Source organism: Dactylosporangium sp. CA-233914 (assembly GCF_050942935.1).
Classification (GTDB): Bacteria; Actinomycetota; Actinomycetes; order Mycobacteriales; family Micromonosporaceae; genus Dactylosporangium.
In genome coordinates this window covers 6,596,282-6,618,107 of sequence record NZ_CP192030.1, presented here as the reverse complement: position 1 = coordinate 6,618,107, position 21,826 = coordinate 6,596,282, and the positions used below count along the sequence as shown (strand labels likewise).

19 protein-coding genes are annotated in these 21,826 nt (G+C 73.6%); 12 read left to right on the top strand and 7 right to left on the bottom strand.

Annotated elements, in window-relative coordinates:
• The first annotated feature begins 1 nt into the window (after position 1).
• From ACQPY0_RS29640 to ACQPY0_RS29610, 7 genes are all read left to right on the top strand, one after another.
• On the top strand, positions 2-1,450 hold the full coding sequence (locus ACQPY0_RS29640) for a SagB/ThcOx family dehydrogenase (protein WP_432967436.1): 1,449 nt from the start codon (positions 2-4) through the stop codon (positions 1,448-1,450).
• Positions 1,447-2,253 (top strand): HlyD family efflux transporter periplasmic adaptor subunit, encoded by an 807-nt coding sequence (locus tag ACQPY0_RS29635; protein ID WP_432967433.1) that lies wholly within the window; start codon positions 1,447-1,449, stop codon positions 2,251-2,253. The genes ACQPY0_RS29640 and ACQPY0_RS29635 overlap by 4 nt, the downstream gene beginning before the upstream one ends.
• Positions 2,250-4,415, top strand: a complete 2,166-nt coding sequence (locus ACQPY0_RS29630) for an NHLP family bacteriocin export ABC transporter peptidase/permease/ATPase subunit (protein ID WP_432967430.1) — start codon at positions 2,250-2,252, stop codon at positions 4,413-4,415. The genes ACQPY0_RS29635 and ACQPY0_RS29630 overlap by 4 nt, the downstream gene beginning before the upstream one ends.
• Before the next feature lie 29 nt (positions 4,416-4,444).
• A complete protein-coding gene (locus tag ACQPY0_RS29625; protein ID WP_432967427.1) occupies positions 4,445-7,426 on the top strand; it encodes an ATP-binding cassette domain-containing protein in 2,982 nt (993 codons plus the stop codon).
• Between the two features lie 119 nt (positions 7,427-7,545).
• Positions 7,546-8,514: an aldo/keto reductase gene (locus tag ACQPY0_RS29620; protein WP_432967424.1), complete on the top strand. Its 969-nt coding sequence runs from the start codon at positions 7,546-7,548 to the stop codon at positions 8,512-8,514.
• A 165-nt stretch (positions 8,515-8,679) separates the two neighbouring features.
• Entirely contained in the window at positions 8,680-9,750 is a 1,071-nt protein-coding gene (gene amcB / locus ACQPY0_RS29615) for a cyclophane-forming radical SAM peptide maturase AmcB (RefSeq protein ID WP_432995427.1), read from the top strand.
• 9 nt (positions 9,751-9,759) lie between these two features.
• Positions 9,760-9,945 (top strand): hypothetical protein, encoded by a 186-nt coding sequence (locus tag ACQPY0_RS29610; protein WP_432967421.1) that lies wholly within the window; start codon positions 9,760-9,762, stop codon positions 9,943-9,945.
• A gap of 11 nt (positions 9,946-9,956) precedes the next feature.
• Here ACQPY0_RS29610 and ACQPY0_RS29605 read toward each other — a convergent pair whose 3' ends face one another.
• The 6 genes from ACQPY0_RS29605 to ACQPY0_RS29580 form a co-directional block, all read right to left on the bottom strand.
• On the bottom strand, positions 9,957-10,649 hold the full coding sequence (locus ACQPY0_RS29605; protein WP_432967418.1) for a type 1 glutamine amidotransferase domain-containing protein: 693 nt from the start codon (positions 10,647-10,649) through the stop codon (positions 9,957-9,959).
• A gap of 66 nt (positions 10,650-10,715) precedes the next feature.
• A complete protein-coding gene (locus ACQPY0_RS29600) occupies positions 10,716-12,824 on the bottom strand; it encodes a hypothetical protein (protein WP_432967415.1) in 2,109 nt (702 codons plus the stop codon).
• A gap of 16 nt (positions 12,825-12,840) precedes the next feature.
• Positions 12,841-13,347, bottom strand: coding sequence for a hypothetical protein (locus tag ACQPY0_RS29595; RefSeq protein ID WP_432967412.1), 507 nt, complete (start codon positions 13,345-13,347; stop codon positions 12,841-12,843).
• Positions 13,344-14,261, bottom strand: a complete 918-nt coding sequence (locus tag ACQPY0_RS29590) for a hypothetical protein (RefSeq protein WP_432967409.1) — start codon at positions 14,259-14,261, stop codon at positions 13,344-13,346. The genes ACQPY0_RS29595 and ACQPY0_RS29590 overlap by 4 nt, the downstream gene beginning before the upstream one ends.
• Complete coding sequence (locus ACQPY0_RS29585) at positions 14,258-14,530, bottom strand: hypothetical protein (RefSeq protein ID WP_432967406.1); 273 nt, start codon at positions 14,528-14,530, stop codon at positions 14,258-14,260. Before ACQPY0_RS29585 ends, ACQPY0_RS29590 begins: the two co-directional genes overlap by 4 nt.
• A 127-nt stretch (positions 14,531-14,657) precedes the next feature.
• On the bottom strand, positions 14,658-15,383 hold the full coding sequence (locus ACQPY0_RS29580) for a MerR family transcriptional regulator (protein WP_432967404.1): 726 nt from the start codon (positions 15,381-15,383) through the stop codon (positions 14,658-14,660).
• A gap of 272 nt (positions 15,384-15,655) precedes the next feature.
• On the opposite strand from ACQPY0_RS29580, the gene ACQPY0_RS29575 reads away from it, so the two are divergent.
• The 5 genes from ACQPY0_RS29575 to ACQPY0_RS29555 all read left to right on the top strand — a co-directional run bounded on the left by ACQPY0_RS29575 (position 15,656) and on the right by ACQPY0_RS29555 (position 21,157).
• Positions 15,656-16,018 (top strand): hypothetical protein, encoded by a 363-nt coding sequence (locus ACQPY0_RS29575; RefSeq protein WP_432967401.1) that lies wholly within the window; start codon positions 15,656-15,658, stop codon positions 16,016-16,018.
• A gap of 132 nt (positions 16,019-16,150) precedes the next feature.
• Positions 16,151-16,519 (top strand): hypothetical protein, encoded by a 369-nt coding sequence (locus ACQPY0_RS29570; RefSeq protein WP_432967398.1) that lies wholly within the window; start codon positions 16,151-16,153, stop codon positions 16,517-16,519.
• Positions 16,520-16,587: 68 nt separating this feature from the next.
• The gene (locus ACQPY0_RS29565) at positions 16,588-17,727 is read left to right on the top strand and encodes a YcaO-like family protein (RefSeq protein WP_432967395.1); all 1,140 of its coding nucleotides are present in this window, start codon (positions 16,588-16,590) and stop codon (positions 17,725-17,727) included.
• Positions 17,724-19,025, top strand: coding sequence for a TfuA-like protein (locus ACQPY0_RS29560; protein ID WP_432967392.1), 1,302 nt, complete (start codon positions 17,724-17,726; stop codon positions 19,023-19,025). The genes ACQPY0_RS29565 and ACQPY0_RS29560 overlap by 4 nt, the downstream gene beginning before the upstream one ends.
• Positions 19,025-21,157: a B12-binding domain-containing radical SAM protein gene (locus ACQPY0_RS29555; RefSeq protein WP_432967389.1), complete on the top strand. Its 2,133-nt coding sequence runs from the start codon at positions 19,025-19,027 to the stop codon at positions 21,155-21,157. Before ACQPY0_RS29560 ends, ACQPY0_RS29555 begins: the two co-directional genes overlap by 1 nt.
• Before the next feature lie 66 nt (positions 21,158-21,223).
• On the opposite strand, the gene ACQPY0_RS29550 is transcribed toward ACQPY0_RS29555, so the two are convergent.
• Complete coding sequence (locus ACQPY0_RS29550) at positions 21,224-21,790, bottom strand: class I SAM-dependent methyltransferase (protein WP_432967386.1); 567 nt, start codon at positions 21,788-21,790, stop codon at positions 21,224-21,226.
• Positions 21,791-21,826: the final 36 nt, after the last annotated feature.

Sequence of the window (21,826 nt, the reverse complement as noted above, 5' to 3'; positions counted from 1 at the left end):
GATGGTACTGGCACAGGCACCCGTGAAGCGGCAGACCGGCCTCGTCGAGGCGCTGCGCCTGCGCCGGGACGCGACACTGTCCACGTCGGACGGTGGCGGGCTAACCCTGCGGCAGAGCCGGTTCGAGCTGGTGATGGCCAGCCCCGGGGTCGGGCGGCGGGCGCTCATGCTGCGCCTGGCCGAGCACTGGGTCAGCCATCTCGACGCCAACCGGCTCGTGTCGGAGATCGAGGGCGAGGCGCAGATCATGCGGGCGCAGGTGCTGCTGCGCCGGCTCGTCATGCACTGCTGGCTCGACCGGCGGCTGTCGCTGCCGGACCGGCCGCTGCTGGAGGTCATGCCGAAGGGGCTCGGGCAGGCGGGCGCCGAGCCGGAGCTGCGGCACCGGCCCGGGTGCGCGTACCGGATGTCGCGGTTCGTGGCCCTGCGCGCCGAGGACGGCCGGATGGTCGCCCACTCTCCACTGTCGACGCTCGTCGTCGGGCTGCCCGACCCGCGCGTCCTCGGCGCGCTCGTCGCCGCCGCGGCCGCCGACGGTTGCGACGCCACCGCGTTCGCCGCGGCCGCCGGGGTCGACGAGACCGCCGCCGGAAGGCTCCTCGACGAGCTGCTCACCGCGCGGATCGTCGTCGCCGCCGCCGACCAGCACGCGGAGACCGCGCAGCCGCCGCAGGCTTTGTGGTCCGCCGAGGACCTCGGGGTGCACGGGCGGTCCCGGGCCGGGCGGCACGCGCTGCCGATCGGCGGCACCTACCGCTTCGCGGACCGGTTCCCGGCCGCGCCGCTGCACGCCTCGTTCCCCGGCCGCCCGAGCGTGCCGCTGCCGGCGCCGGCGCCCCCGGTCGACCCCGGGCCGTCGTTCGCGGCGGTGCTCGCCGAACGGCGCACGATCCGCGAGCACGACGACGCGCGGCCGATCACCCTGGCGCAGCTGGGGGAGTTCCTGTACCGCGTGCAGCACACCACCGACATCCGCACGATCGACGGCCACGAGGTGGGGCGCCGGCCCTACCCCAGCGGCGGCGGGCTGTGCGAGCTGGAGGTGTACCCGATGGTGACCGCCTGCGCGGGGCTGGCCGCCGGGCTGTACCACTACGACAGCGTCGAGCACCGCCTGGAGCGGCTCGCCCCGCACGACGCGGTCGCCGACCGGCTGCTCGGCTACGCCGGCGCCGCCGCCTCGCTGACCCGCCCGCCGCAGGTGCTGCTGGTGGTGACCGCGCGGGTGCAGCGGCTCATGTGGAAGTACGAAGGGCTCGGGTACGCGATGATCCTCAAGAACTGCGGGCTCATGACGGAGCTGATGTACCTCGTCGCCGCCGCGATGGGCCTGGCGCCGTGCGCGCTGGGCGCCGGCGACTCGGCCGCGTTCGCCGCGCTGTCCGGCCTCGACCCGCTGGTCGAGCCGAGCGTCGCCGACTTCCTGCTCGGATCGAGGGCCGCCGCATGATGTTCCGGCGCCAGGCGCTGCGCCAGCTCGAGGCGCCCGAGGAGCTCGACGACGTGGTCCGGCTGGCCACGGTGCCGGGCTGGCTGCTCACCGCCGCGCTGCTGCTCACGATCGCGGCGACCGGGGCGTGGGGCGTGTACGGCACCGTCGCCCGCACCGTGCGCGCCGCCGGCGTGCTGGTGCACTCCAACGGCGTCTCCGGCCTGGATGCCACCGCCAGCGGGCAGATCGTGAAGGTGTGGACGGCCGCGAACGTCCGCATCGCCAAGGGCACGCCGATCTACAGCGCCCAGCGCGCCGACGGCACCGTCGACACGGTCGGGGCGCCGTGGGACGCCTACGTCGTCAGCCTCGCCATCAACGAGGGCCAGCTGGTCCAGCCCGGCACCCGGGTCGCCGAGATGGAGCGCCTCGACGCCCCCGGCGACGCGCTGCAGGCGGTCGTGTTCGTCCCGGCCAGCTCCGCGCCGCTGCTGCGGGTCGGCAACACCGTCGCCGTCACCGCCGCCGCGGCCCCGTCGACCGTCTTCGGCACGATGCTCGGGGTCGTCACCTCCGTCGGGGCGTTCCCCGAGACCCCGGAGTCGCTGCGGGCGTTCCTCGGCAACGGGCCCGACGTGCAGGCGCTGCTCGCCGGCGGGGCCGTCGTGCGGGTCGTGGTACCGCTCAGGACCGACCCGGCGTCCCCCAGCGGCCTGCACTGGACCAAGGCCTCGCCGCCCTTCCAGCTCAACTCCACCAGCCAGATCGAGGCCGTGTTCACCATCGCGCGTGAGCACCCGATCACCTGGCTCGTCGGATGAGCGCCGCGACCGCGACCCCGCCGCTGCGGCCCAAGACCCGCCGCGTGCGCACGCCCACCGTCATCCAGATGGAGGCGGTGGAGTGCGGCGCCGCGTCGCTGGGCATCGTGCTGGCCCACTTCGGCCGGCACGTGCCCCTGGAGGAGCTGCGCCAGACCTGCGGCGTGAGCCGGGACGGGTCGACCGCGGTCAGCGTGCTCAAGGCGGCCCGCACCTACGGGCTTACGGCCAAGGGCTTCCAGATGGACGTCGGGGCGCTGGCCAAGACCGACCTGCCGGTCATCCTGTTCTGGCGCTTCGCGCACTTCCTGGTCCTGGAGGGCTTCGGCCGCCGGGTCCACCTCAACGACCCGGCGACCGGGCCGCGCACGACGAGCTGGGAGGACTTCGACGGCTCGTACACCGGGGTCGCGCTGACGCTGCGGCCCGGCCCCGACTTCCGCAAGGGCGGCACCCGGTACCGCGTGATGCGGGCGCTGGCCGCCCGCTGGCACAACCTCGGCTCGATCGTGCCGCAGACGATGCTGCTCGGCGTGGTCATCGCCCTCGTCGGCCTCACCATGCCCGTGATGACGTCGGTCTTCGTCGACCGGGTCCTGCTCGGCGACGGCCACGGGGCACTGGCCGGGCTCGTCGCGGCGATGGCGGTCGCCGTCGTGATGACGATGCTCGCCGGGCTGCTGCAGCAGCGCCTGCTGGTGCGGGCCGAGGCCGCGGTCGCGCTGGGCAGCGCCGCGCGGTTCATGCGGCACCTGCTGCGGCTGCCGCTGTCGTTCTTCGACCAGCGGCAGGCGGCCGACCTCACCAACCGGGTCCGCAGCAACGACACCGTCGCCGCGCTGCTGACCCGGCGGGTCGCCATCACCGTCGTGGACCTGCTGCTGCTGGTCACCTACGGGGTGCTGCTGTGCCGGTACGACCTGCTGCTCGGCCTGTGCGCCGTGGCGTTCTCCGGCGCGAACATGGCGGTGCTGCGCTACGTCTCCGCCCAGCGCACCAGCGCCGTGGCGGGGCTGGTCGCCGACCGCGGCAAGCTCTTCGGCACCGTCTACACCACGATCCAGATGATCGAGTCGCTGAAGGCGGCCGGCGAGGAGCAGAAGGGCTTCCAGCGCTTCGCCTCCCGCGCCGCCGCCGTCATCACCAGCCAGCAGCGCCTCGGCGTGCCCACCGCCGCGCTCGCCGTCGTCCCGGCCGTGCTCGCCGCCGCCAACACCGCGGTGCTGCTCGGCGTCGGCAGCTACCGGGTGCTGGCCGGCAGCATCTCCGTCGGCATCCTGCTGGCCATGCAGGGGCTGATCGCCCTCATGAACCGCCCGGTCGCGAGCCTCACCGCGCTCGGCTCCCAGCTGCAGGACATGAGCGCCGACCTGAGCCGGCTGCGGGACGTGGAGAACTACCCGCTGCCGGACACCGTGCCGCTGCGGGGCGGGTTCGCGCCGATGGAGGGGCACCTGCGGGTGCGCAGCGTCACGTTCGGGTACAACCCCCTGACCAAACCGCTGCTGGAGCACTTCGAGCTCGACGTGCCGCCCGGCGCCCGGGTCGCGCTCGTCGGCGGCTCCGGCAGCGGCAAGTCGACCGTCGGGCGGCTCGTCGCCGGGCTCTACCGGCCCTGGTCGGGCGAGATCACCATCGACGGGCGGGTGCGCGACGGGATCGACCCGGACCTGTGGGCGGCCACGGTCGCGCTCGTCGACCAGGATCAGCTGCTGTTCGAGGGGACCGTGCGGGACAACGTCACCCTGTGGGACCCGACCGTGCCCGACGAGGTCGTCATCGAGGCGCTGAGCGACGCCGGCATCTACGCCGAGGTCGCCGGCCGCCCCGGGGGCCTGGCCAGCCGGGTCGCGGAGGGCGGCAAGAACTTCTCCGGCGGGCAGCGCCAGCGCCTGGAGATCGCCCGGGCCCTGGTACGCCAGCCCAGCGTGCTCATCCTCGACGAGGCCACCAGCGCCCTGGACGCCGAGACCGAGCGGCTCATCGACCACAACCTGCGCCGCCGCGGCGCCACCTGCCTCGTCGTCGCGCACCGGCTCTCGACCATCCGCGACGCCGACCTCATCGTCGTGCTCGACCGCGGCGGCGAGGTCGAGCGTGGCACCCACGAGGAGCTGATGGCCGCCGACGGCGTCTACGCGTCCCTCGTCCGCGACCAGTGAGCAGTGAGCAGTGACCAAAGGGGTTGTCCATGTTGGACGGTGACTGGGACCGGCTGTTCGGCTTCGGCGAGCCGTCGTCCGGGCGCGTCGTCACGCTGGGCGGGGCGCACCCGGCGCTGCTGCTCGACGGCCCCGCCGACCTCTTCGCCGTGCGGGAGCGGGCCGACGGGGCCCCGTCCCGGCGGCACTTCGTGGCCCGGCTGCCCCGCCACGCGCTCGTGCCGAGCACCGGTCTCACGGGGCAGTGGCGCCTGCTGCTGGTACCGCTGCCCGGCACCGAGGTCCGCCACCTCACCGCCGAGCGTCTCGCCCTCGCCGAGCGCTCCGCCGCCGACCCGGCCACGGTCAAGGCCGCCCGCGCGCTCGCCGCCGCCGTCGACGCCACCCTGCTCGCCCTCGCCGACGCCGTCCGCGAGGGCCGTACCCCGCGCGCCGCGCTCACCGTCCAGCCCGGCAAGGAGCGGGCGCTGGCCGCCGGTGACGCGCTCACCACCAACACCGACGTGCGGTGGATCCGCCCCACCGGCGCGAGCCTGAGCCACAACGGCGGCACCGCCGGCACGATCGGCGACGGCGAGCTCGCCCCGCTCGCCGGCCGCGACTGGGTCGTCGCCGACGGCGCGTGCCGGGTCGCCGACTCCTCCACCTGGCAGCTGCTGGCCGCCGGGGCGCTGCGCCCCGCCCTCGACGCCCACGTGCGCCGGCTCGTCGGCGTCATCGAGGACCGCGTCGAGCGGATCGCGATCCGGTTCGTCGGCGGCATCGGCGAGCGCAAGCGGGTCAACGCGGCCGCCCTGCGCGGCGCGGCCCGCACCGCCCTGCGGGTCGTCGGCGGCGGTGCGAGGGTGCCCGACGACGAGCAGGAGTACCGCTTCGCCCGCTACCGCCGGGCCGCCGAGATCCTCGAGGCCGTCGTGCCGCACGACGACGTCGCCGTGCTCGAACCCGCCGACCGCCGCAACCCGCCCGCCGACGACGGCGAGGCGCTGCAGGCCGTCGCCCGCAGCTCCGCGCTGCACCTGCGCCCGGTGAAGCTGCCCAAGGACTGGTGGCGCCACGACCTGGGCCCCCTCGTCGCCTGGCGGGGCGGGTCGGCGGTCGCGCTGCGGTGCATCGCCGGCGTGTACCACGAGGTCGAGCCGCAGACCCGCACCACCACCGCCCTCACCGCCTCCATCGCGGCCGCGTTCGAGGCGACCGCGACCCAGGTCCAGGCGCCGCTGCCGCGCCGGGCCACGATGGGCGACGCGCTGCGGCTGGGCCTCGGCGGGGGCGGGCGCGACCTGCGTGGCCTGCTCGCCGTCGGCCTCGTCGTCGCCGGCCTGGGCCTGGCCACGCCGCTCGTCGTCGGGCGGGTGCTCTCGTCGGTGAGCGACACCGGCGGTACCGGCGGCATCCTCGGCCTCGCCTCGCTGCTGGTCTGCTCGGCGGTCGTGGCCGGCCTGGTCGGCGTCAGCCAGGGCCTGCGCATGCTGCGGCTGGAGGGCCGCGCCGAGATCGGCACCCAGCTGGTGCTGTGGGACCGGCTCATGCGCCTGCCGGTGCGGTTCTTCCGCTCCACCAGCAGTGGCGAGCTCGCCAACGCCGTGCTCGGCATCTCCTTCATCCGCCAGGCGCTGTCGGGCCTGCTCGCCCAGGCCGTCACCGCCGTGCTCAGCGTGGTCGCGGAGCTGGTCTTCATCTTCTGCATCAGCGTGCCGCTGGGCCTCGCCGGCCTCGCCGTGATCGCCGTGGCCGGCGGGCTCGTGTGGGTCTTCGGCGCCCTGATCGTGCGCCGGCAGCGTCGCGCCCTGCCCGCCGAGCACCGCGCCGCGGCCCTGACGAACCAGCTCCTCGGCGGCATCACCAAGATCAAGCTCGCCCGTGCCGAGGACCGCGCCTTCAGCCGCTGGGCGCAGACCCACGCCGCCGCCCGCGCCGACCTCAACCGCGTCCGCGACGTGCAGAGCGTCCTGGTCGCCGTGGCGACGGTGCTGCCGATCGCCGGCCAGCTGGCGCTGTTCGCGATGCTGGCCGGCCCGCTGGCGGGCCGGATCACCCCCGAGCGCTTCTACTCCGTCAACGTCGCCTACACGCTGCTGCTGGGGGCCGTACTCGTCGTGGTCGCCGGCAGCGTCGAACTCCTGGCTGCGCTGCCCCGCCTGGAGGTGCTCGCCCCCGTGCTGGAGGCGGACCCGGAGCGCCTGCCGGACCGCGTCGACCCCGGCGACCTGTGCGGCGAGATCCACATCAACGACGTGACGTTCTCCTACCAGCCCGACGAGCCCCCGGTCCTGTCCGGCGTCTCCCTGCTGGTCCGCCCCGGCGAGTTCGTGGCGATCGTCGGGCCCAGCGGCTGCGGCAAGTCCACGCTGCTGCGCCTGCTGCTGGGCTTCGAACGGCCGACGACGGGGGCGGTGCTGTACGACGGGCAGGACCTCGCCGAGCTCGACGTGCAGGCCGTCCGCCGCCAGTGCGGGGTGGTGCTGCAGGACGGCATGCTGTTCGCGGGCAGCCTCCGCGAGAACATCGCCGGCGCCGGCACCTACCCCCTGGAGCGGCTGTGGGAGGCGGCCCGCATGGCCGGTCTCGACGGTGACATCGCGAGCTTCCCGATGGGCATGGGCACGAACGTCCCCTTCGGCGGCGGCACCCTGTCGGTGGGGCAGCGCCAGCGGGTCCTCATCGCCCGGGCCCTGGTCCACCGGCCGCGGATGCTGTTCTTCGACGAGGCGACGAGCGCGCTGGACAACCGGACCCAGGAGATCGTCACCCAGAGCACCCGGGCCCTGGCGGCGTCCCGGGTCATCATCGCCCACCGCCTGTCCACGGTCATGAACGCGGACCGCATCGTGGTGATGGACAAGGGCACGGTGGTGCAGCAGGGCACCTACCCGGAGCTGATGGCCGACCGGGACGGGCTGTTCCACAAGCTGGCCCGCCGCCAGCTGCTGGTGGCTCCGGAGCACACCGCCGACGGCGACGAGGTGCACCGAACCCCCAAGGAGGTCCTCGGCCCCCGCGGCGCTTGACCTGGAGCGCGCTCCAGGTGCCAGGGTCGAATCATGACCGGTTCCGGAGCGAAGCGGAGGAGGCCGGTCATCATGGGCTCAGCCAGGAGGTCGTGCGGCCGGAGCGAAGCGGAGGACGCATGACCGAAGCGACCCAGTCCCCGCTCGTGCTCGGGGCGATGATGTTCGGCACCACCGTCGACGAGGACACGTCCTTCGCCCTGCTCGACCGGTTCGTCGAACGCGGCGGCGCGTGGATCGACACCGCCGACTGCTACGCCTTCTGGGCCGCCGGCACCGGCCGCGGCGGCGCCAGCGAGCGGGTGCTCGGCCGCTGGCTCGCCGCCCGGCCCGGTGTGCGGGACCGGGTGCGGATCGCCACGAAGCTCGGCGCCGAGCCGATCGAGCCCGGGTCGTGGCCGCAGCGCCGGCAAGGGCTCAGGCCGGATGCCGTACGGGCAGCCTTCGCCGGCAGCCTCGACCGGCTCGGGATCGACCGGGTCGACCGGCTGTGGCTGCACCAGGAGGACCGGTCGGTGCCGATCGAGGACACCGTCGAGGCGCTCGCCGGGCTGGCCGCCGACCGGTTCGGCGTCTCCAACCACCCGGCCTGGCTGGTCGAGCGGGGCCGCGCCCACGCCCGGGCGATCGGCGCGCCGCCGTTCGACGCGCTGCAGCTCAACGCCACCTACCTGCGCCCGCGCCCGGGCACGCTCCCGCCGGGCGTGGTGCACCGTTTCGGCGTGCTCAGCGACGAGCAGGCCGACTACGCCGCGGAGCACGGCCTGCAGCTGTGGGCGTACACGCCGCTGCTGTCCGGCGCCTACGACAACCCGGCCAAGGACATCCCCGAGGTGTACGACCACCCGGGCAACACGATCCGCCGTGCCGCGCTGGACGCGGTGGCCGCCGAGACCGGGGCCGCCCGCGGCCAGGTGGTCCTGGCCTGGCTGCTCAGCCGCGGCATCCGCCCGATGCTCGGCGGCAGCCGGCTCCACCAGCTCGACAGCGCGCTGGACGGCGTCGCGCTCAAGCTCGCCCCGGACCACCTGGAACGCCTCGACGCGGCCGACCATTATCCCTGGGCCGACCCGTACGCCCGGCCGTGATGGAGCCGATCGGTGCCCAGTCGCCCGTTTCGGACATATCCATTGAACGCCGTTCTCGGCATTCTTTGAGTTCGGCGGCCGGCGCGATGGAGTATTGACTATCCCCAGCGGCCAGCGCATCCTGCAGTGGTGGACAGTGACCGGCGCGTCGGCCGCCAGTTCCGCATGGTGGTTGTTCAGCCGACGACTCGTTGCTCATGGAATTGTGACTACTGTTATCTCACCACTCGTGATCAACGACTCGAAATGACGCTTCCCGTCGCGGAAGCCGTGGCCCGAAGCGTCGAGTTGCAGGCGTGCCGCGACCAGGTGACCGTGGTATGGCACGGCGGCGAGCCCCTTTCGCTGCGAAGAGACCGATTCGAGCGACTGCTCACTCCGTTCGAATCATTACGGGCCGCCGGGCGGATTCGGCACGCCGTCCAGACGAACGCCGGACTGATCTCCGCCGGGTGGTGCGACCTCTTCGCCCGATACGGATTCACGATCGGTGTCAGCATCGACGGCCCCGAGTGGGCGAACGCGCACCGGCGGGACTCGGCCGCACGGCCGACCTTCGGCCGGGTCATGCGCGGCATCGACCTGCTCAGACGCCACGACCTGCCGTTCGCGGTCATCGCCGTCGTGACCGCCGAGACGGTGGGCCGGGCCGGCGAACTGCTGGACTTCTTCGAGAACCTCGGCGCCACCAGCGTCGGATTCAACGTGGAGGAGTTCGAAGGCGCCAACAGCCGCGAGCCGTCCATCACGCGCGCCGCGGCCGAGCACTTCTGGGCGGCACTGTTCCGGCGCCGCAACGCGGGCTCGAAACTACCGGTCCGCGAGATCGACCGAATGCTGTCATACCTGCGCATCGCCCGGACCGCAAAGACGGTGGAGCACCGGCAGTACGAACCAATTCCCACCGTCGCCTGGAACGGCGACACCGTGTTGTTGTCACCGGAGCTGGCCGGCGTCCAGGACGCCGCCTATGAGAACTTCGTGGTCGGCAACGTAATCCGGGAAACGCTGCCGGAGATGCTTCGCCGGGCCCACGAAGTTCGCTACGTGGACGAATTCGAACGGGCGCTGCGGACCTGCGCGGCGAGCTGCGAATTCTTCGACTTCTGCGGTGGCGCCCAGGCCGGCAACCGCTATTTCGAGCACGGCTCGTTCGACGTCACCGAGACGGCATACTGCGTCAATACCCAGCAGGCAATCGTGGGTGCGCTGCACCAGCTGTCAACAACCGCTTAGGGAGCCGACGTGACAATCCTGGAACAGCTCATCGCCTCGCCCTCGCCGACGCTGCGGCAGCTGCTCGACACCGAGGTCGCGGCCACTGCGGAGGCATACACCGACCCGTCGTTCGGCGACTGGCGCAACGCCCCGCCGCCACCCCCGTGGGACAACTGGAACGACTGGAACAACTGGGGCAACTGGGGCAACTGACCGTCGGTGCCCTACGCAAGGGCTTTGAGCAGCTCCCGGGCCAGCGGCGCGGCGGACGCGGGATTCTGGCCGGTGTAGAGGTTGCGGTCCACGACGGTGTACGGCTTCCAGACCTCACCGCGGGTGAACTCGACGCCCAGGTTGACCAGCTCGTCCTCGAGCAGCCACCGCGCCCGCGCCGCCAGGCCGACCGCGTCCTCCTCGTCGTTGGTGTACGCCGTGACCCGGTAGCCGGCGAACGGCGACACCCCGCCGCGCCGCGTGGCCAGCATCGCGGCCGGCGCGTGACACACGATCGCGAGCGGCTTGCCGGAGGCGAGCGCGGCGGTGAGCAGCCGCCCCGAGTCGGCGTCGTCCCACAGGTCCTGCATCGGCCCGTGGCCACCGGGGTAGTACACGGCGTCGTAGTCCTCGAGCCGGGCGCCGGCGAGCGCGATCGGCCGCCGCAGCTCCTCGGCGGCGCGCAGCACCCCCTCCAGCTCCAGCGCGACCTGCTCGCCGCCGGCCATCGAGGGCCGCAGGCTCATGACGTCGACGTGCGGGACCACCCCGCCGGGCGTGGCCACCACGATCCGGTGACCGGCCTCGGACAGCGCACTGTACGGCGCCGCGAACTCCTCGGCCCAGTACCCGGTCGGATGCCGCGTGCCGTCCTTGAGCGTCCAGTAGCTGGCACCGGTGAGCACGAACAGGACCTTGCCCATGAACCCAGCATCGCCACCGCCGCGCCGGGCCACCTTATCCGCCGGGGATGACCGCGCGGGGCCCGGTCATCGGGCCCGGCGACGGCGGAGCTCGTCGAGGTCGGCTCGAATCCGTGCCGCGTCGGGGTCCTGCCGGCCGTGCACCGCGGCGCTCGTCGCCGCCGCTTGCAGGACCTGGATCGCGCGGTCGGCGGATCCGGTGTTCGCCAGCGCCACGCCGAGCATGTGCCAGGTGTCCAGCGTGCGCCGGTCCGCGGGGCCGAGGCTCGCGGTGCGGCGCGCCAGGACGGACTCCAGCAGCCGGATGCCGTCGTTCGCGCGGCCGTGGGCGAGGTACGCCGCGCCGAGAGTGTGCTCCGCGTCGAGGCCCACCGGGTGGTCGCGGCCCATCCGCCGCCGGGCGTCACCGAGCGCCGGCTCCAGCAGCGCGATCGCGGCCGCTGGGTCGCCGCTGTCCAGCTGGGCCTTCGCCCGCTCGAGCAGGGCGTCGAAGGTGGCCGACGACCAGCCGGTGCCGGTCGGCACGTGCTGCAGCAGGGTCGCGGCCCGGGCCGGTTCGCCGTTGCTGCGGTACGCGCTGGCGAGGTTCGTGGTGAGGATGAGCGAGTAGTGGTCACCGGCGCCGTGCGCGGCGATCCAGCGGTCTCTGGTGTGTTCCAGCCGGCGGATCACCTCGCCGGGCCGGCCCGCTTCCTCGTACGCGCAGGCCAGGTTGTTGGCGCAGGCCACCGCGGCGCGGTCCAGCCGGTCCCGCCCGGCCTGGGCGGCGACCTCCTCGTACAGGCCGATCGCGGTGCTGAGATCGCCCGCCGCGTGGTGGGCCAGGGCGACGTTGTTGGCGGCGGCGAGGGTGTCGGCGTGGTCACGGCCGCGGGTTCTGCGGTACGCGTCGCGGGCCCGGCGCAGCATTCCCCCGGCCTCGCCGCCCTGGGCGAGCAGGTAGAGCCCGGCCGGGTTGAGCAGATCGGCCAGTTCGGCCGTGTCGTGCGCCGGCTCGACCCGCTCGGCCAGCGCGTTGACGTGCGGCAGGACGTCACGCCACTTCGGCCACGCCGACGGCTCCTGCGAGCGAGGCAGCGCGTGGCTCAGGCACGTGACCGCCAGGTCGCGCGCCCGCTCGGCTCCGCTGTGCCGTACGACGGACTGCAGCAGCGGGTTCACCGTGACCGTCGTCCGGTCGTCGCTGAGCGCGACGAGGTTGGCGGCGACGAGCCGGGCGATCGCCTCGGCGGCGGGCAGCGGGTCGCCGGTGGCGTCGCCGACCAGGCCGAAGGGGATGTGCTCGGCGTACCAGGCGAAGATGCGCAGGATCTCGCCGGCCAGCGGATCGTCGAGCGAGTCCAGCGTGGCCCGCCAGACGGCCGCGATCGGCTTCACGGTCCCGCCGCCGCCGTTGGCCAGGAGGGACCGGTACTGCCGCGGGCTGTACGGCGCGCGCTCCAGGAACGCCGCGGCCAGGTCCAGGGCGAGCGGCAGGTTGCCCAGCGCGGCGCAGAGCTCGGTCGCACCGTCGCGGTTCATCGCGGGCCGGCGGCGGGTGAGCAGCTGTTGCGCGGCGGCGTCGCTGAGCGGGCCGAGCCGGATGACCGACGGCGCGATCTGTCGCCAGTCGAGGTCGAACCGGCTGGTGATCACGATGCGCCCGCCGGCGGCGCCGAGCCGGTTCAGCAGGCCGGCGATGTCCGGCCGCGACCGTACGTCGTCGAGGACGAGCAGCCAGCCGGAGTGGGCGGCGAGCCAGGCGATCGCGCGCTCGGCGAGCGCCCCGGTGTGCATCGCGGTGGCCAGGCCCGGTTGCAGGGCGCCGGCGAGCCCGGCGAGCCCGAGATCGACGTCGGCCCGGCTCGCCGCGTTGATCCACCACACGGGGTTGCACCGGCCGAGGTGGTCGCCGGCGTACCGCGCGACCAGGGCACTCTTGCCTACCCCGCCGAGACCGTGGACGACCTGGACGGGCGCGCCGCCGAGCCGGGCCGACTCGGCATCCCGCCCGAGCAGGTCACGCGGGAACGCCGGCAGGTTGACCGTGCGGCCGGGTGCCGCGATGCCGGCGACCGGCGTCATCGCCTCCCTGGGCAGCACGGTCAGGTTGTTCGTGGTGCTCGCGCCCATCGAGATGATGCCGACGTTGTCCCCGGAGACCTGCACGGTGTTGCGGCCGCCGTTGCCGAACATGCTCGACCCTCCCGCGTCAGTTGTAGAAGAAGATCTTGAACGACAGGTCGTCGCCGCGGCCGCCCCAGTAGGCATCGCCGGCGGCGCGGCCGAACGTCGCCGGCTCCTCGCTGCGCAGCGCCTCCAGCACGATCTCGGCCGACTGCACGCAGGCGTCGATCTCGTCCTTGGAGCCGGAGGCGAAGACCTCGACGAATCCGGCCTGCTTCCCGGTCAGCCCGCGCCCGGCGAGCTCGGCGCGCACCTTCGTCAGCACGTCGCCGCGGGCGGACGCGGCCTGGGAACGGCTGCGCAGCGACGCGGGCGTGACGTCGACGCGGAACTCGACCGGCGGGCCCATGCCCGGCGGGACCGGCGCCACGCTGCTGGGCACGGCCGAGGGCGTCGCCGCGCTCGCCGGGGTGCTCGCGGGTCGTACGGGCCAGTTCGCGAGCGCGACGAGGACGAGCACCAGCACGACGTCGGCCGCGAGCCAGCCGGCCGGCACCGCGCTGCCCCGGCGGCGGACGCGGCGGGGCATCATCGCGTGATCTCCCGGAGGTCGAGGTCTGCGCGCGGCGCGGGCACGACGTCATCGGCGGGCGGCCGGGGCACGACCTCCCGCACCGCGTCGGCGAACCGCGCCGCCGCGCCCGCCGGGCCGCCGCCGGACTCGTCGTCCGCGGCTCGGTTCAGCAGGCCGGACAGCTGCCCGGTCAGCTCGTCGAACTCCTCCAGCCGATCCCAGACGTCCTGCCCGGCCAGCGCGGCGTCGACGATGTCATCGGCGAGCAGGCCCAGCCGGAACGCCAGGCGGGCGGAGTTGCGATGCAGCCCCGGGTCGGCGCCGCCGCGCGCCGCGGCGGTCAGGCCGGCGAAGTAGTCGACGGTGGAGCGCAGGGACGCCTTCAGCGTCGCCGCCGCCTGGGTCAGCCGGGCGGTGTTTCCGGCCGGCACGGCCAGGGCCAGCGTCGCCTCGCTGATCAGGCGGCTCAGCCGGACCCGGTGGCGCCGCACGCGGCCGTCGCGCATGTCGCGGAAGACCCGGGCCGCGACGGTGAGCGCGGCCGCGACGGTCACGGCGAGGGCGACCGGGCGGCCGGTCTCGCCGAGCGTGGGGACCGTGTGGCCGAAGCCCTGCTGCCAGCCGGCCAGGAACGAGCCCGACGCGCCGGAGCCGGACCAGGCGTGCAGAGCCTCGGCGAGCCGCCACGCGGTGTAGGCGGGCGGCGCGAGGATCGCGATGTCGCGGAGGAGCTCGACGAACCCGACGGCGGCACCCTCGCGGTCCGGCAGCAGCTGTTCGGGCCCGAACGCCGTGGCGAGGTCGACCCCCGCGAGCGCCCGCGCGTCGCCGGTGCCCAGCACGCCCGCCAGATCCTTGAACGGCCGCCCGCTCGCGCCGAGGCGCTCCGCGGTCCGGTCGAGATCCGCGGCGATCTCCCGCAGTTCCCTCAACGCGCCGGCCCCTGGGTGTTGGTCGTGCCATCACCGAGGGAGATGATCCCGGAGTTGCTGCCGCGCACCCGCACCGAACGCGTCGCGCCGGCCGGTGACGCCGGCCGGAAGCTCACCGCGAGCGTGACGGCCGCGACGACGAACCCGCCGACGCCGGCCAGCCAGCTGGCGACCTCGACCCAATGCTCGTCGACCACGAGCGCGACCACCGTCAGCACCACCATGATCGCCAGACCCGATCCGATGATCACCCATCGTCGCGTGTTCACCACCGCATTGTCCGGTGCCCGCGCAACATCGGGCATCCGACGCTCGGGCGGCCCACTCCGGCTTTCGCGCCATCTGAGGTTCGGGCGGGGTACCGCCGCGCTGTGCACCATGCGGGCAAAGGGGCACTCAGCCGTTGTCGATGGTGGCGCTGCCGGCCAGGCGTAGCTGGGCGCCGCCGATCGCGCTCTCGGCCAGCAGTTCCGGCATCGCCGTCGGGCCGAAATTCTCCAGGGCGACGCGGAAGGCCTCGGTCAGCAGACCGATCATGCTGCTGGCCAGGACGTCGGCCTTGACCTCCAGCTCGTCCCAGTCGACCGCCGGGCCGGGGCGCAGGGCGGGCGTGGCACTGACGATGCGCTCGCCCGTCGACCGTACGAGGTCCTCGGCGATCAGGCGTAACCGGTCCAGTACCTCGGAGAGCACCTGCAGCGACGGCACCGCGTGCACCCCGGCCTTGTGCAGGCCCAGGACGGAGCGCATGAGCCGCGCGCGGACCATCTGCACGCTGCCGTCCTCGCCGCGCACCAGCACGCCGTGGCGGGCCAGGGCGTGGACCAGGCCGGGCTGCTCGCGGCCGAGGCGCTGCAGCAGCGACTCCAGGGCCTCGCCCACCGGCTCCGGGCTGCGCACCCCCAGGATCGCCTCGATGGCGACGAGGTTGTACCCCTGCCGCTGTAAGGACTTGATGGCCTCCAGGCGCCGGACGTGGCCGTCGTCGTAGTACGCGGTGCGGCCCCGGCGGATCGGCGGGCCGAGCAGGGCGCGGGTCTGGTGGGCGCGGATGTTGCGGGGCGACATGCCGACCTTCGCGGCCAGCTCCTCGATCGTGTAGCGGGGACTCTCGGCCGTCATGCATCGCCTCCCAGTGTGCTCAGGTGCATGCGTAGCGTAATTTCCGGGTCCCGGCAGGGCATCCGCCGATTCGTCCAGGAAAAGTCTGACGACATCGGCTATGGCGAATGCGTTTCGCGGAAGCTAAAGTTACTTAATTCAATTACAAGATCGATTGCATCGATCCGTCCGCGAATAGCGGGCGGGCTGCCCGGCTCGGTAGAACCCGGCCGGGAAAGCCCGGATCGGGCGCACGATGTGGCTTCCGCAGTCCCCGTTGAGGGAGGAAGCCCATGAATCCCGGAGACCGGGCGGTGTTCATCGCCGCCTACGGCCGCCTCGTGGTCGAGGTCTGGTCCGATCCGGCCCGCGAGGCCCTTCTCGAGCGCGATCCCCGCCGCCTGCTCGGCGAGTACGGCATCGCCGTGCCCGACGGCGTGCCCGTCACCGTGCGCCGCGACGCCGGCGACGCCGAGCCCGACCTCGAGGCGCAGGTCGAGGCCTGGCGCAGCGCTGCCGACCTCGGCGAGATGGTGCTGTTCGTGCCCGCCCTGGAGGCCGAGGGCGAGTTCGAGATCGACGAGCACGAGCTGGAGAACGTCGTCGCGGGTCTGGAGCCCGGCACCGCCTGCTGCTGCCCCTGCTGTTGCACGTGAGCGTGTAATCCGGCGGCCGTGAAACATCCACGACGGCCGGGACTGCTGCCGTTCATGTTCGACGTCAATCAATGCCCGTAGCGTCTGCAACCACCAAACCCGCCGCGCTTTCGAAAAGGAAAAGAGGGTCCGATGACCGACATCGAGCACACCGAGTTCACCCGCAAGTACGTCGACCTGCTCGTGAAGGTGTGGCGCGACGAGGACGAGCACCGCCGCCTCGTCGCCGACCCGACCGCGTACGCCATCGAGGCCGGCCTGCCCGTCGCCCCCGGCGACGTCGTCGTGCTCGACCGCAGCCAGCTCGAGCACCTGCCGACCCGCACCGACGTGATGAGCAAGTGGGACGAGGGCGCCACCAACCACGTGCTGGTCGTGCCGGAGACCCCGCTCATCGACACCGCCGAGCTCAGCGAGGCCGAGCTGGACCTGGCCGCCGCCGTGGCCGACAACAACGTCAGCAACAACATCTCGCTCTGCCTCTTCGCCGAGACCAACTGAAGCGAGACCGTGGCGGGCCGCCCGAGCCAGGGCGGCCCGCTGAGCAACGAGGAGGAGGGCACCCGAGGATGACCGTCGTGCGCGGCATCAACACGTACCGCAGTACCACGGCCGAGGAGACCTGGGACCGCGTCCGGCCGCTGCTGCCGGCGATCGGGGTCACCCGCGTCGCGGACCTCACCGGCCTCGACGACATCGGCCTGCCCTCCCACGCCGCGTACCGGCCCGTCAGCCGCACCCTGACCGTCAGCCTCGGCATCGGGCTCACCCCCGCCCCGTCGAAGGTCAGCGCGGTCATGGAGGGCGCCGAGGCGTGGCACGCCGAGAACCCGTGCCTGCCCGTCGTGGCCAGGTGCGCGGCGGCGGAGCTCGACGTGCCGTACCACGTGCGCGACCTGCAGCTCGCCCTGAACTCGCCGCTGACCGACCGCACCGTGCTGCACTGGGTCGCCGGGCACGGCCTGCTGACCGGGCGCACGGTGCTGGTGCCGCTGGAGACCGTCCGGCTGGACTTCGCCGCCCGCCGGGACTGGGCCCGGGTGCTGTTCCGCCCGACCAGCAACGGCCTCGCCGCCGGCAACACGCTCGCCGAGGCGACCCTGCACGGGCTGCAGGAGCTCATCGAGCGCGAGTGCATCACCGAGCACACCGAGACGGATCCGGCGCGGCGGGTGTACGCCGACCCGGCGCAGGCCACTGTGGACAGTACGGTCGCCATCGTCGAGGCCCTGCGGGCCGCCGGCTGCTGGACCGAGGTCTGCGACGTCACCAACGACCTCGGCGTGCCCTGCTACGGCGCCACCGTGTGGTCGCCGAGCCTGCCGCTCATCTTCGGCGGCTTCGGCTGCCACGTCGAGCCCGAGATCGCGCTCGGCCGCGCCCTCGCCGAGGCCGTGCAGTCGCGGATGGCCGCCGTCTCCGGCGCCCGCGACGATCTGCATCCCCAGATCTACGAGCAGGCCGACCCGCTCGCCCGGCCGCCCGTCCACCTCGACCGGCCGATGCGGCCGCTGCGCCCGGCGCCGCCGGTGCCGTCCAGCATCGAGGCGGTCATCGCCGACTACGCCGCCCGGGTGTTCGCCCGCACCGGCATCGAGCCGTTCGCGGTCGACCTCACCCACGAGGCGCTCGGGCTGCCGGTGTGCAAGGTGTACGCCCCGCGGCTGCGCATGTTCCAGGACTCCAAGGTGACGAGGCCGGGCCGATGAGCGACTACGTCTTCGTCGGGCCCTCGCTCGACGCCGGTACCGTCCAATCGCTGCTGCCCGGCGCGATCGTCCGCCCGCCCGTGGCGCACGGCGACCTGCTCGCCCTGCCGGCCGTCGCCGGCGACCGCGTCTTCATCGTCGACGGCCTGTTCATGCAGGCGGCCCCGGTCCGCCACCGCGAGATCCTGGCCCTGCTGGAGCGCGGCTGCGCGGTCGCCGGCAGCAGCAGCATGGGGGCGCTGCGCGCCGCGGAGATGTGGCGGTTCGGCATGCGCGGCATCGGTGAGGTCTTCCGGCTCTACGCCGAGGGCGTCATCGACGGCGACGACGAGGTCGCGATGGCGTACGCCCCCGCCGAGGAGGGCTACCGCGCGCTGAGCGAGCCCCTCGTCAACATCCGGCTCGCCCTGCGCGACGCCGGCGCCGCCGGGGTCATCTCGCCCGCCGAGGAGCAGTCCCTCGTGGACTTCGCCCGGCGCCTGCCGTTCCGGTCCCGCAGCTACCGCGCGATCCGCGCGGCCCGCACGCCGGAGGGGCTGCGGTTCCTGCAGTGGCTCGCGGCGAACCCGCGCGACGCGAAGGCCGCCGACGCCCGCCTGCTCCTGCGCAGCGCCCCGGCCATCCAGCCGCCCGGCGCCGCCGACGACCCGGCGCTGCACGTGCACTCCAGCTTCTACGTCGCCTGGCAGGTCCGCAGCAACGGCCGGCAGGTCGGCCCGGCCTGGGTCAGCGAGCACGACATCATCACCGCGCTGATGCTGCTGCACCCGCAGTACCCCGCGCTGCACCGCCGCGACACGCTCGCCGCCCTGGCCGGGGTCGCCCCGAGCGACCCGGCCGTCGAACGGCTCGCGCTCGCCGCGGCGCAGGAGCGCGGCACCCTCGACCACGCGTGGTCGCCCGAGCCCGGCCTGGACGCCGACGAGCGGCTGCTGCGGGTGCTCGCGCGCGGCTTCGGTACCGTCGGCGACCAGGCCATCGCCGGGCACCTGCTGCCGGCGGCGCTGGACACCGAGGACAACCGGCGGATCGCCGCCGAGTTCGTCGCCGACGCGGAGCTGGTCAACGCCCGGCTGCCGCGGCCCGACCCGCACGTGCCCCAGACCCGGCGGCGCTTCCCCGACGAGCGCATCGACGCCACCTACGCCAAGGTGTGGGGCGTCGACGCCGCCGGGCTGCAGCCGGCGGTCTGGGACCGGGGCCTGCGCAGCCTCGAGGAGTTCCGGGTCGTCGCCGAGCGGTTCGTGGCCGGCCTGCGGATGTTCGGCGCACCCAGTTTCCCGAGGACGGAGCCGTGATGACCAAGGTCGCCCTGCTGTACCCGCCGATCACCGACCCGACGTCCGGCTACCACTCGCTGTCCTACATCGACTCCTACGCGCGGGCGCAGGGCCACCCCGCCGCCGACCTCATCGACGTCAACATCGAGGCGTTCCACCACTCGTACTCCCCCGCCGGGCTCGCCTGGCTCGACCAGGAGCTCGCCGCGCCGCGGGACTATCTGGAGTACGGCGGCTACCGCCTCGACAAGGACCTCGTCGGCGCGCACCTGCTGCGCGTCGGCGACCCGGACCCCCAGCGCGTGCGCGACGCCGTCGCCACGCTGCGGGACCCGGAGCGCTTCTACGACTACGGCCACTACCAGGAGGCGGTGGACGGCCTGGTCGCGTGGATGAACTGCCTGTCGGTGACCGGCTTCCCCGGCCAGTTCCGCGAGGGCTTCCACCTCGAGGCGCCCCCGCCGCTGGCGGTCGGGTCGGTGCGGGCGCTGACCGATCCCGGGCTGCTGGGCCGGCTCAACCGCCCCTACCAGTCGTACTACGAGACGGTCCTGCTGCCCCGCCTCGCCCGCGGCGGCTACGACATCATCGGCATCAACATCACGTACCAGTGGCAGCTGCCCTTCGCCCTGTGGCTCGCCCACCTCATCCGCACCCGGCTGCCGGACGTGTTCCTCGTCGCCGGCGGCACCGAGGTCTCCGACGTGTGGAAGGCCGCGGCCGAGCGCAGCATGGTGTTTCAGATCTTCGACGCCCTGGACGCGATCGTCGTCGGCGAGGGCGAGACCGCCTACGTCGAGCTGCTGGAGGCCGTCGGCGCCGGACGGCTGCCGGTGACGCACCCCAACATCAGGCTGCATCCACGGTACGGCGCGGTGCGGCCCCTGCCGATGCTGCACTACGAGAAGCTCGCCACCGTCCCCACGCCCGACTTCAGCCGGCTGCCCTGGGATCAGTACCTCAGCCCGGAGCGGTTCGTGTACTACTCCCCCAGCCGCGGCTGCTACTGGAACAAGTGCACCTTCTGCGACTACGGGCTCAACACCGACGGCCCGACGAGCCCGTGGCGACAGGACACTGTGGACACCATGATCCGCGACGTCACCGAGCTGTCGCGGTTCGCGAAGTTCATCTACTTCTCCGTCGACGTGCTCGCCCCGGCGACGATCCTGCGCTTCGCCGAGCAGGTGCTCGAGCGCGGCCTGGACTTCCGCTGGGGCGCGGAGATCAGGCTGGAGAAGTACTGGTCGGACGAGCGCTGCGCCCTGCTCAAACGCAGCGGCTGCACGGCCATCTCGGTCGGGTTCGAGTCGGCCAACCAGCGCATCCTGGACCTCATCGACAAGGGGACCCGGCCCGAACGCATCAAGCAGACCATCACCGCGATGACGGGCGCCGGCATCGGGGTACAGATGATGGGCTTCACCGGGTTTCCGACCGAGACGCGGGACGAGGCCATGGACAGCATCGACTTCCTGCTCGAGCACCGCCACCTGTGGACGTTCGGCGGCCTCGGCGACTTCGTGCTCACCCCGGGCGCGATCGTCGCCAAGCAGCCGGATCGCTTCGGCATCAGCAACCTGCGCCGCCCGCGCGGCGGCGACGTCGCCCCGGCGCTGCTCTACGACGAGCCGATCACCGAGGCGGCCCGCGAGGAGGTCGCCCAGGCCAAGAAGCGCCTCAACCGCGGCCACTACGACCGGCCGTGGCTCGGCGCCGTCGACACGCCGCACACGTTCTTCTACCACGACCGCTACGGCACCGCGGTCCGCGAACACGTCGAACGCGACCGTGAGCTGCAGCCCACCGACGAGGACACCCCGTTCGTCGTCAACGGCACCCTCATCCCCGACCCGGACCCGGCCGTGCTGAGCCGGTACTGCGACCTCTACGGCGTGCCGCGCCAGAGCATCCCCGCGGGCCGCCTGGCCTTCCGCCGCGACGACGGCCGGATCTTCCTGCTGCCGCCGAAGACGAAGCTGTACCTGAAGCTGTTCGCGGAGCCCACGACGCTGGCCGAAGCCCGCTCCCGGGCCTGGATCCTCGCCACGGCGGACACCGGCCGCACCTGGCAGACCCTGGTCCGCCTGCGCCTGATCCGCCGCCACGCCCCCGTCCCCGCGCCCGCGGAACCCCAGCCGGCGCGCTGAACCTCGACACCCGCACTCGGCCGGCCGCCCACAGCGACAACCTGGCCCGGCCCGGCCGCCACTGGGCTAACGCCGGCCGCGCGCGCGGTGCACGAAGGCGGGTGGAAGGTTCGTCCACACCAGCGGCGAGCGCTCCAGCGTGCGGAACCGCGCGCCGAGCTCGGCCGCGAAGTCCCGGGCCGGCGGGGTCCACGCGGCGTGGACGTACGCGAAGGTGGTGAACCCGCCGTCCGGGGCGAGCACCGCGCCGACCGCGTCGAGGATTCGGGTGCGCACGGGGCGCGGCAGGACCGTCCACGGCAGGCCGGACACCACCGCGTCGACCGGGCCGTCGACGATGTCGGCGAGCCGCTCGGCGGAGTCGTGCACGACCTCGACCGGCAGGAGATGGTACCGCCGGCGCAGCGCCGCCGCCAGCCGCCCGTTGGCCTCTACCGCGACGAACCGCGCGCCGGGCGCCACGCGCCGCAGGATGGCCGCCGTCACCGGGCCCGTCCCCGGGCCGAGCTCGACGATGGTGCGGGCGTGTTCCAGGCGCAGCCCGGCGGTGAGCACGCGGGCGAGGGCGGGCGAGCTCGCCGCGACCGCGCCGGTCGTGCGCGGGTGCAGCAGGAACTCCTGGAAGATCGACATGCCGGGACGCTATGGACGGTCGCCGTAACCGGACGT

Bases quoted from the DNA above. Each gene is read 5' to 3' on its own strand.
- ACQPY0_RS29640 (WP_432967436.1), top strand. From the start codon at position 2: ATGGTACTGGCACAGGCACCCGTGAAGCGGCAGACCGGCCTCGTCGAG.
- ACQPY0_RS29635 (WP_432967433.1), top strand. From the start codon at position 1,447: ATGATGTTCCGGCGCCAGGCGCTGCGCCAGCTCGAGGCGCCCGAGGAG.
- ACQPY0_RS29630 (WP_432967430.1), top strand. From the start codon at position 2,250: ATGAGCGCCGCGACCGCGACCCCGCCGCTGCGGCCCAAGACCCGCCGC.
- ACQPY0_RS29625 (WP_432967427.1), top strand. From the start codon at position 4,445: ATGTTGGACGGTGACTGGGACCGGCTGTTCGGCTTCGGCGAGCCGTCG.
- ACQPY0_RS29620 (WP_432967424.1), top strand. From the start codon at position 7,546: ATGACCGAAGCGACCCAGTCCCCGCTCGTGCTCGGGGCGATGATGTTC.
- amcB (WP_432995427.1), top strand. From the start codon at position 8,680: ATGGTGGTTGTTCAGCCGACGACTCGTTGCTCATGGAATTGTGACTAC.
- ACQPY0_RS29605 (WP_432967418.1), bottom strand. From the start codon at position 10,649: ATGGGCAAGGTCCTGTTCGTGCTCACCGGTGCCAGCTACTGGACGCTC.
- ACQPY0_RS29600 (WP_432967415.1), bottom strand. From the start codon at position 12,824: ATGTTCGGCAACGGCGGCCGCAACACCGTGCAGGTCTCCGGGGACAAC.
- ACQPY0_RS29595 (WP_432967412.1), bottom strand. From the start codon at position 13,347: ATGATGCCCCGCCGCGTCCGCCGCCGGGGCAGCGCGGTGCCGGCCGGC.
- ACQPY0_RS29580 (WP_432967404.1), bottom strand. From the start codon at position 15,383: ATGACGGCCGAGAGTCCCCGCTACACGATCGAGGAGCTGGCCGCGAAG.
- ACQPY0_RS29575 (WP_432967401.1), top strand. From the start codon at position 15,656: ATGAATCCCGGAGACCGGGCGGTGTTCATCGCCGCCTACGGCCGCCTC.
- ACQPY0_RS29570 (WP_432967398.1), top strand. From the start codon at position 16,151: ATGACCGACATCGAGCACACCGAGTTCACCCGCAAGTACGTCGACCTG.
- ACQPY0_RS29565 (WP_432967395.1), top strand. From the start codon at position 16,588: ATGACCGTCGTGCGCGGCATCAACACGTACCGCAGTACCACGGCCGAG.
- ACQPY0_RS29560 (WP_432967392.1), top strand. From the start codon at position 17,724: ATGAGCGACTACGTCTTCGTCGGGCCCTCGCTCGACGCCGGTACCGTC.
- ACQPY0_RS29555 (WP_432967389.1), top strand. From the start codon at position 19,025: ATGACCAAGGTCGCCCTGCTGTACCCGCCGATCACCGACCCGACGTCC.
- ACQPY0_RS29550 (WP_432967386.1), bottom strand. From the start codon at position 21,790: ATGTCGATCTTCCAGGAGTTCCTGCTGCACCCGCGCACGACCGGCGCG.